General features: G+C 44.6%; 8 protein-coding genes. 2 read left to right on the plus strand and 6 right to left on the minus strand.

Annotated features, from left to right (window positions below):
• Positions 1-32: 32 nt before the first annotated feature.
• Entirely contained in the window at positions 33-488 is a 456-nt protein-coding gene (locus FJZ26_02835) for a hypothetical protein (GenBank protein ID MBM3229343.1), read from the minus strand.
• A gap of 40 nt (positions 489-528) precedes the next feature.
• Complete coding sequence (locus tag FJZ26_02840) at positions 529-1,218, minus strand: hypothetical protein (GenBank protein MBM3229344.1); 690 nt, start codon at positions 1,216-1,218, stop codon at positions 529-531.
• Positions 1,219-1,407: 189 nt separating this feature from the next.
• Between FJZ26_02840 and FJZ26_02845 the strand changes: the two genes are divergently transcribed.
• The gene (locus tag FJZ26_02845; GenBank protein ID MBM3229345.1) at positions 1,408-1,809 is read left to right on the plus strand and encodes a hypothetical protein; all 402 of its coding nucleotides are present in this window, start codon (positions 1,408-1,410) and stop codon (positions 1,807-1,809) included.
• Between the two features lie 29 nt (positions 1,810-1,838).
• Here FJZ26_02845 and purM read toward each other — a convergent pair whose 3' ends face one another.
• From purM to FJZ26_02865, 4 genes are all read right to left on the minus strand, one after another.
• Entirely contained in the window at positions 1,839-2,954 is a 1,116-nt protein-coding gene (purM, locus tag FJZ26_02850; protein MBM3229346.1) for a phosphoribosylformylglycinamidine cyclo-ligase, read from the minus strand.
• 39 nt (positions 2,955-2,993) lie between these two features.
• Complete coding sequence (locus tag FJZ26_02855; GenBank protein MBM3229347.1) at positions 2,994-3,614, minus strand: hypothetical protein; 621 nt, start codon at positions 3,612-3,614, stop codon at positions 2,994-2,996.
• Between the two features lie 105 nt (positions 3,615-3,719).
• A complete protein-coding gene (locus FJZ26_02860; GenBank protein MBM3229348.1) occupies positions 3,720-4,829 on the minus strand; it encodes a hypothetical protein in 1,110 nt (369 codons plus the stop codon).
• A gap of 239 nt (positions 4,830-5,068) precedes the next feature.
• Complete coding sequence (locus tag FJZ26_02865) at positions 5,069-5,653, minus strand: hypothetical protein (GenBank protein ID MBM3229349.1); 585 nt, start codon at positions 5,651-5,653, stop codon at positions 5,069-5,071.
• Between the two features lie 252 nt (positions 5,654-5,905).
• Here FJZ26_02865 and FJZ26_02870 point away from each other — a divergent pair.
• Positions 5,906-7,172 (plus strand): DEAD/DEAH box helicase (locus FJZ26_02870; GenBank protein ID MBM3229350.1); only part of this gene is annotated, 1,267 nt, incomplete at its 3' end.

Here is a 7,172-nt window from a genome sequence, read left to right on the forward strand (position 1 = left end):
TGTGCGCCATTCGCCAAACCTCCCCTAACTAATTACTGGGAAGCAATAGTTTCTTTTTCTTCGGATTTTATTTCCCAAGCTTTTTTCTTAACCTGTCCTTTCATGGCAGTTTCTTCAACAGAAACTTGGATAATTGGCCCAGCCATTGCTCTTTCCCCTCTTTCTATCGCCTTAACTCTTTTTATGCACTCATGGTGCAGCCTCATCCTATCCTCTGCCCGCCTATCATGGGCAATCTCTTTATATCCTTCTGCGGCAAGACGGAGCAATTCTGCCGCCTGCCTGTATTTTTCCTTCGCCACGTCATCTGGGGTGCCCTTATCATCAGCTTCCTTTATGAGGTCATTTGCCGTTTTAGTCAAGTCCTTTGCACTCTCGTAAGCTGTCTTATTTCTAAGTCTCTCAATTTCAGTGTCTTTATTCACTAAACTGATAGCAACTGCGCTGTTTTGTGTCACTTTCAAGTCAGTTATCTTTTGTTTTATCATATTCTCACCCTATGGCTATTCTTTTCCATATGCATTTTATCTACTCGCAAATGCCCCCTGAGTGCGTTCTGACAGAAAGCCCTGAATATAGCTTGGCCCAGGTTGCCGCCTCATTTTTCATTTTTTTAATGCCTGCAATCCTTTCACTGTCAATGCCTGCGCCGACACTTGAAAAACTCCCATCCTCAAGCAACTCTACTATTTTTAGGCACAGTTCATAGTATTTCTCCATTCTCTTGTATCCCCTGTGTGCCAGATGGTCGTGGTTGAGAAGAACCCAGATATTGCAGCTTTCGCCCCGTATCCTTGCTGCTGTTTCAAATTCCCCAAGCGCCCTTGTCAGCATGCCTGCAATCTGACTTTTTGAGTAATCACCATACGGCTGTGTCTTTATGCCAAGGCATTTCTTTGCTTTCTGGTGGATATTATGGCCCAAGGCAGAGTGGGTTTTTGATTCATTTTTGTAAACCTGCGCCATCTGTGTAAGCAAGCTTTTTTGGACAACAGGGTTCCTGTTGTGCTTGAGCGCTACTTTAAGCCACTTTACGCTTTTTCCAAAAGAGCCGCGCATCTCAAGGCTGTATGAAAGCTTCTTGCTTTCAAAAATTATCCTCTCTTCCCTGCAAAGGGTTTTATTGAAAAAATGGCTTGCCCTCCTTGTGTTTATCAGGCACGCTGCTGAGACATTTTTTATGGTGCCTGCTAGGTATTGGAAATTTTTTTGCTTCATGGCCTTCCCCCTGAATTTGTGACAAAATAGCTCAATTTGTGTATTTAAATCTTTGTTCCATGCCGCAATATGGCACCTTGCAACCCAGGTCTTGTGGAGTGCCATTTTCTTATTAGCCGCCAAAACCTTGCAAGCATTTTTCTCTTTGCCAATTTCAGGTATTATAAACATTTCCGGAAAAATTAGGTCATGGGAGAGACTGCCCGCAATTCAAAAGTTCATGGCCCAAGCCTGCCTTCAAGTTTATTTTCCAGGCTTACGGCAAAGTTTGCATATAGCTGCGCCCTGGCCGTGCTCTCTCTTTTGGTCGTAGCCTTGGGCTGGAAAGACCAGTACCTGGTTTTTGCCCTTCTTCTGGCAATTGGCGCAGGTTTTATTTATGTTGGAAAGAGCAGGAATGAAACCATCCTGTTTGCGCTTTATGGCCTTTGGGGGGCATCGGCAGAGGCAATTGCAATCTGGCTTGGCGGCTGGAACTATTCAAACCCGTTATTTTTTGGCATTCCGCTATGGCTCCCCATTCTTTGGGGAATTGCAGCATGTTTTGTCCTTAGGGTAAAAGAGCAGCTTGACGCACTGCTTGAAACGTAAAGCCCAGGGGTTGCGTTATTCCGTCCGTATCAAAGAAGGGAAATCTTTTTGCCATCCTTTTGCAGCGTGACGTCATGGCCTGCAACAACCTCGCCTATCTGGCCTGCCTCAATGCCGTGCTTTTTTGCAATCTCAATAATTCTTGAAAGTTCGGATTGGGGACAGGCGACAACCATTCCAACTCCCATGTTAAATGTCCTGTGCATTTCGTAATCAGACTGGACTGTTTTTGCAATCTCCTCAAACTCTGCCTGCGGCTTTGGCATGTTGTCAAGTAAAAATCCCACGCCTGCATGTTTGCCTATCCTTGAAAGCTTTGAGAAAGCCCCTCCAGTTATGTGCGCAATGCCGTGCACCTGGCCGAACTTGAGCATCTCAAGTGCAGCCTCGCTGTAGATTTTTGTTGGGGCAAGCATTGTTTTACCCCACTTTCCCTCATCAAGAACCCTTCTTGCAAGCGTAAAGCCATTTGAGTGCAGCCCGCTTGAGCGCAATCCTACAAGCGCATCCCCGACTTTCATGTCCTTGCCTGTCAATTCCCTTTCAATTATCCCAACGCAGGTGACTGCAAGGTCAAAAGGCCTTTCCCCGCCTTTGATTATGTCTGGCATTATGGCAGTCTCTCCGCCGATTAGCGCCACTTTGGACTGCCTGCAACCCTCAACTAGCCCCTTTACAACTTCCAAAATAAGCTCCTCATCAGCCTTGGCTAGCGCCAGATAGTCTGTGGCAACAATGGGCCTTGAGCCAATGCAGACAAGGTCATTGACATTCATGGCAACAGCATCAATGCCCACGGTGTCATAAATACCGCGGCTTTGGGCAACAAGAACCTTTGTCCCAACTCCGTCTGTATGCATTGTAAAAGTAGCACCAGCACCTTGACCAAAACCGCTTGCCGTTTTTCCAGGTGCCATACTAGTTGTGCCGGCTCTATTTTCAATAACCCCGGTCTTTCCAGGATACCTAAATAAGCCTGCGTAATGCCCGGCTAGAGGAATGGAATACTCATTTGATGTTGTTAAAATAAGCTTATTTACCTGGTCCTGGATGCCTTTTACTTTTTTTACATCAACGCCGGCAGACGAATAGGAAATCCCGCCTTCAGCACCACTTTTGGCACTTGGCGCACTCTTTTTTGCCATGCCAGTATTTGGCACGCCTTGATTTTAAAATGTGCACCATCATGCGGCTTTCTTCAGCTTGACTGCATGAGAATTTATGTCCGCATATATCATGTTTTTCAGGATTGCAAGTTCCTTAATAAATACGCGTGACATCTTGCTTCTTGCAGTCTCATTGATTTTGTCTATCATGCGTATTGCCGCTTTTCCATTTTCTGCCATCAGGTCATGAAGTCCATTGTCCCTGTACCTTACGTGCGACTCCTTTATGCATCTTATTGTGCCTCTGTTATCTTTGGCATCAAAGTAGTTTTCGTAGGCTTTTTGCATCAGTTGTGCCCCTCTCTGCCCGTATGCAAGCAAGGCAGCTTCCTCGTAAAACATGGCAATTTTTGTGTGCAGAGCCATTCTTCCCGCCTTATGCTTGAAATTTATGAGCTTTGCCTCAAACTCCTTTGCGCGCCTCTCAATTGCCTCCGACCACTGCCAATCATCCATCTCGTATTTTTTCATTGCCCTGTTGATTCTTATGTTTGTAAAAGCCACCACCATTCGCCTTCTAATTTTATTTACAACACCAAGCGTTGTGAGTTTTTGAAATGGTGCCGTTCCTGCTATCTTCTGCCCAAGGTTGCTTGTCGCAATTTTTTCAGCAATTGTCGTCTTGAATATATTATTCATTCCCCCACCTCAAACAAGCCAGATAAATCACTCTGGCCATTGAAATTCCATCTTATACTCTATTTCTACCACTTTATATTTATTAACTTTTGCTTCTTGCCAAAATCAAGCCTGACCAACTGCCGTCTCATCAACAATCCCGTCCCCACCTGGCCTTTCGATTCGCCCGCTGGAATCGTCAAATAAGATCTTTTTTGGCACTGCCGCAAGCAGCCTTTTGCGCTGCGCCTCCATCTGTTTCCTGTGCTCTTCCTCTATTTTCTTAAGTGCTGCCTTCGCCCTAAGCTTTAGGCCCTTTTTCATCCCATCGCTTCTTGCCGCAAGTACAACTGCAGCCTTATATTGCTCCTTTTGCTCGCCATTCAGGCGCTTTAGAAGCTTTTCATCAGTTATTTTTACGCCAAATCTCTCAACAATCTCAAAGGCCATCTTGTAAAGCCTCTTGTCAACTATGTCAAGCATGTGTATGAGCCGCTCGTTTGAGAAAATCCTTCGTTTTAGCAAGTCAGTCCTCCACTCTTTGTAGCTTTCCGCTGCCTTTATCATGTTTTCAACAACTGCCTTAAGCCTTGTTTTTGTGACCTTTACCCTATACCTGTCTACCATGTTCAGCGAATCTATTATGTACTCCTCAGCCTTTGCATTCAAAGATGCGAATTCCTCGTTTGTAAGGCCAGAGCCTGGCTTTGCGCAAAGCTGCACATACCTTTCCGCAAACTCAAGCTTGTGGTTAATCATCTGGGGGAATCTCTCCTTCATGCTAGATTCAAAAATCAGATGTTGTGCCTGGTCATCAAACTCAAGTGCACGCTGCACCTGGCCTGCAATAAGCGCTTCTCTTGCAGCAGAAGTGTATAGCTGTGATGCCTTAACTCCAGAAAGCAGGTCTGCGGCACTGGAAAATAGCAGCTTTGCATACTTGTGATTACCACGTTGCGCCAATGCCTGTGCATGTGTTTCATACAGGTGCGCTGTCTCCTCTTCGCTTAGGTTTTCAGTCATCCTAAGTGCGCTTACATTGGATTTTGCCTTTGCGTACTCTTTTCTTTCTGCCCACTTCGCAGGCAATTTGTTTATCAATTCTTTAAAATATGTAAAGTAGATTTTCCTTGCACTTAGCTTTGAGGCAGTCTCCATTTTCTTAAATGCTGTTGGAGCATCAACAATTTTCTGTGGTTTTCTGTGTGGGGCATTTGTCATTTGAGCATTTTGCATTTGTTGCACCATGTGGCATCGCCTCCATTATGTAAAATACCTGCAGGCTGTGTTTCACACTAATATATATTTTACCACAACTTGTATATAAAGCTATGTCCAGCTATGCATCTTACGACTCTTTGGCATAGGTTTATAAATGTGTCTAAAAGTAGATGAAAATGTAAACTACCGGATTTGTCTATTCTCTTCTTTGAGATGCAATTGTCTTTCTTGCTTTATTTTTGGCTCTATGCATGTCAGGCTATTTCCTTTTTAATCGCCTCTACTTTAATTTCAAGCTCCATCTTCTTTCTTAGCATATATACGTCTTTTTTCTTTTCAGGAAGCTTTTCAATCCATTCGATCGCTTTTGTGTAATTCTCAACTGCGCTTTTAAGTTGGGTTATTTTAAGTTGAGCTATTCTTTCTGGCAAATCCACATGTTTTTCATAGTGCCGTGCCGCTTTTTCAAAATATTTGCCGGCATCCTCGTATAATCCTGCGGTTTCCGCATTTCTTGCTGCTCGCGCATAGTGGTCTGCCTTTACTTTATCACCATTCTCAAGATATGCTATTTCCGCCCAACATTCGCTTGCAGCTTTAAATTTACCTTTATTTTCCAGTTTTATAGCCCTGTTATGCAGAAAATTCTTTACCTCTTCCTCTCCTGCTTTTTTAAACATTTTTGTGAAAAATCCATTTTCTTTTCCTGCCCTATATCCAAGCCAAAATGCATTGAGCCCAAATCTGCTCACTGCCCATTCGTTTGATTTCAAGTTAAAATGAAACTTTATTTTCCTGACAGCTGAAATTTTTTCCGCCTTGGCAGTCATATAGCTCATGGTTTCATCTCCTTTTGAATTTTTTTCCTTCCATTTACACCTTATTTATACCACAGGAAATATATAAAACCAGCGCAAAACCTGCATTGGTCGTGGTTTTATTAACTGACACCGCTTTCCCGCCTTTCTTGTACATTCAATTTTTTTGCAAAACTGCGCGTCAAAGATCTGTTTTCAAAAGAAGCGTTTCTTCGAGTTGATGCCTGGGTCTCCCAGTCTGCTTCTTAAACCCAAATCAGCAAAATTGCTTTTATGGAAAAGCAGCAGGAAAGCATCGGCACAGGGCAGCAACAAGCCCATGCCCAGTTCCCAATTCTCAAGAACAAATCACTTGTGCCGCGCCAGTACCAGGTTGAAATATGCAGGTCAATCATTGAGAAGGGAAGCACGCTTGTTGTTCTTCCAACCGGCCTTGGCAAAACCCTCATTGCCTTTCTTGCAATGGGTCACTTTTTGCAAGAGGGGAAATGCGTGTTTCTTGCGCCAACCAAACCACTTGTCCAGCAACATTACAGGCGGATTCTTGAGGACTTGGATGTTGGTGGAGAGGACGTGGCACTTGTTTCAGGCGAAATAAAGCCAGAGCAAAGAGCGGACTTATGGAAGAGGAAAATTGCGGTATGCACCCCCCAAACACTCAAAAACGACGTGGAGGCTGGAAGGGCCGTTTTTGACTATGCATTTTGCGTTTTTGACGAGGCTCACCGCACGACTGGCTTGTATGCATATACCCACCTTGCAAAGCTTGCGGTGCAGCAAGGCACTGTTGTGCTTGCAATGACTGCCTCACCAGGCTCAAACATGAAAAAAATCGCGCCTCTTGTTGAAGCATTGGGGATAAAAAACGTCCAAATAAGAACAGATGAAGACGAGTCAGTTGCAAAGTACGTCCAGAAAGTGCAGATAAACTATGTGCCGGTTGAGCTGGACTCTAGGCTTTGGCAAATTCGCCAGTCGCTTGAAAAAATCATACAGCAGCACTTTGACACCCTGTGCTCTATGGGCTTTGTTGGAAAGTTCAAGTCAAAAAAAGGGCTTTTGGAGCTTCGCGACAGGATAATAAGAAGCACCTCGCACATGCGTTATTCGGCCCTCTCGTATTTCACGACGCTTTTCAACCTAGTTCATGCGCAGGAGCTTTTTGAGACACAGGGGGTCGCCACCTTCCTCTCATACATTGAAAAGCTCAAGTCAAGGCAGCAGACAAAAGGAATAGAACGGATACTCAAGGACTCAAGAATCAAGGCAATAGTCCAGTCCTTGGAGACGGGAGGCGAGCACCCAAAGCTTGCAAAGCTTGTGGAGCTTTTGGAGAATGTCAGGGGGCAAAAGACAATCGTATTTGTCCAGTACAGGGCCCAGATTTCAACAATAGTGGCAAAACTTTGCTCACTTGGCTTCAAGGCCCAGCGCTTTGTCGGCAAAAAAGAGGGAGTCACGCAGGCAATCCAAAGGCAGACAATGGAAAAGTTCCGTTCCGGGGAATTTGACATACTTGTGGCAAGCTCAATTGGCGAGG

The sequence above is a fragment of the Candidatus Parvarchaeota archaeon genome (genome assembly GCA_016866895.1).
Lineage (GTDB): Archaea > Micrarchaeota > Micrarchaeia > Anstonellales > VGKX01 > VGKX01.

What these genes read in the sequence shown, in the direction of transcription:
- FJZ26_02835 (MBM3229343.1), bottom strand. Translation starts at nt 488, where the DNA reads ATGATAAAACAAAAGATAACTGACTTGAAAGTGACACAAAACAGCGCA.
- FJZ26_02840 (MBM3229344.1), bottom strand. Translation starts at nt 1,218, where the DNA reads ATGAAGCAAAAAAATTTCCAATACCTAGCAGGCACCATAAAAAATGTC.
- FJZ26_02845 (MBM3229345.1), top strand. Translation starts at nt 1,408, where the DNA reads ATGGGAGAGACTGCCCGCAATTCAAAAGTTCATGGCCCAAGCCTGCCT.
- purM (MBM3229346.1), bottom strand. Translation starts at nt 2,954, where the DNA reads ATGGCAAAAAAGAGTGCGCCAAGTGCCAAAAGTGGTGCTGAAGGCGGG.
- FJZ26_02855 (MBM3229347.1), bottom strand. Translation starts at nt 3,614, where the DNA reads ATGAATAATATATTCAAGACGACAATTGCTGAAAAAATTGCGACAAGC.
- FJZ26_02860 (MBM3229348.1), bottom strand. Translation starts at nt 4,829, where the DNA reads ATGCAAAATGCTCAAATGACAAATGCCCCACACAGAAAACCACAGAAA.
- FJZ26_02865 (MBM3229349.1), bottom strand. Translation starts at nt 5,653, where the DNA reads ATGAGCTATATGACTGCCAAGGCGGAAAAAATTTCAGCTGTCAGGAAA.